General features: G+C 20.5%; 1 protein-coding gene. It reads left to right on the top strand.

Annotated elements, in window-relative coordinates:
• The first annotated feature begins 333 nt into the window (after window positions 1-333).
• Entirely contained in the window at window positions 334-1236 is a 903-nt protein-coding gene (locus BGI41_RS08115; protein ID WP_088540194.1) for an AEC family transporter, read from the top strand.
• The last annotated feature ends 146 nt before the right edge of the window (window positions 1237-1382 follow it).

Genomic DNA, 1382 nt, shown 5'->3' with positions numbered 1-1382 from the left:
ATTGATTTCAAACTTTTATTTTTTATATTAAACTTTTTATTTAGTTAATTTATATTAAACATAGTTTATATTTAAGTAAAGTTTATTTTAATCAATTTAATTTTAATTTAAACTTTTTTAATTATTATTTATTTTGTTTTGTTAATAGGTTATCTTTATATATTTCTAAAATAATACTTTATTATTTAACTATTATTTACTTTTAATTTTTTAGTTAAATGTATTTTATAATTATTATGTGGGCTTTATAAAATCTTATTTTAAAATTTTTATTGTTGGTTTTATTTAATTTTATAAGCTATTATTTTTAATTCATATTTAGTTAGTGATAGAATGAGTTTAATTGAAACATTTATAGTTATTTTAATTATAATCTTTATAGGTTATTTTTCTAAAAGGATTAATTTACTTGAAGTAAATAATGTAGATACCTTAAATAAAATTGTAATTAATATAGCTATGCCATGTTTAGTATTCTCATCATTATATACAACAAATACATCTTTATTTCCTAAGTTAGGTATGCTTCCTATTACAAACCTTATTGTTTGTGGAATAATTGCTGCATTAACTTATGGAATTTTATCTCTTAAAAAAATAGATACTAAGAAAAAATGGAGTATTGTTTTAGTTGCGACTATGGCAAATACTGGGTTCTTTGGTTATCCTTTATGTTTAGGAGTATTTGGTAATGAAGGATTAATTAGAGCTATATTCTATGATGTAGGTACTACTATATTATTTATCTTATTTAATTTCTTATTTATATTCATATTTGGTGGTAAACTTAAATCTGTTTTAAAAACAATTGTAACTTTCCCATTATTATGGGCTGTTGTTTTAGGTTTATTATTTAATATATTTAATATACAAATAGGTACTGTTGCTACTAATGTTTTAGATTATCTTAAAGTAGTTACTGTTCCTTTAATCATGTTATCTTTAGGTTTATCCATTGATTTCAGAGGAATTAAGAAAAGTTTAAATTGGGCAGCTTTTACTTCTGTATTTAAACTTATAGTTGCTCCTATTGTTGCAGTTTTCGTTTTAAAACTTTTAGGAGTTAGTGGTTTTGAGTTCCAAATCGGTGTTATTGAAGCAACTATGCCACCTGCAATGTTAGCTTTAGCTCTTGCAATTAATTATGATCTTGATGTTCATATTGCATCTGATTGTATTTTTGTTGATATGATTGTGAGTTTAATTATTTTACCTATTGTTATGTCAATTGTATAATTAATAGAATTTTTTAATTCTATTTTTTTATATTTAATTAATTATAATCTTAAAGTATGATTTTAAGTAGAAATTTAATTTTTATAAATTTTTAATTAATTTTTATATGTTTTTTAGTTTTTTTACTTTTTTATGTATTTTTATAG

It is taken from the genome of Methanobrevibacter sp. 87.7, from assembly GCF_002208625.1.
Classification (GTDB): domain Archaea; phylum Methanobacteriota; class Methanobacteria; order Methanobacteriales; family Methanobacteriaceae; genus Methanarmilla.
This window is presented reverse-complemented; position numbering and strand designations above follow the sequence as displayed.

Bases quoted from the DNA above. Each gene is read 5' to 3' on its own strand.
- BGI41_RS08115 (WP_088540194.1), top strand. From the start codon at position 334: ATGAGTTTAATTGAAACATTTATAGTTATTTTAATTATAATCTTTATA.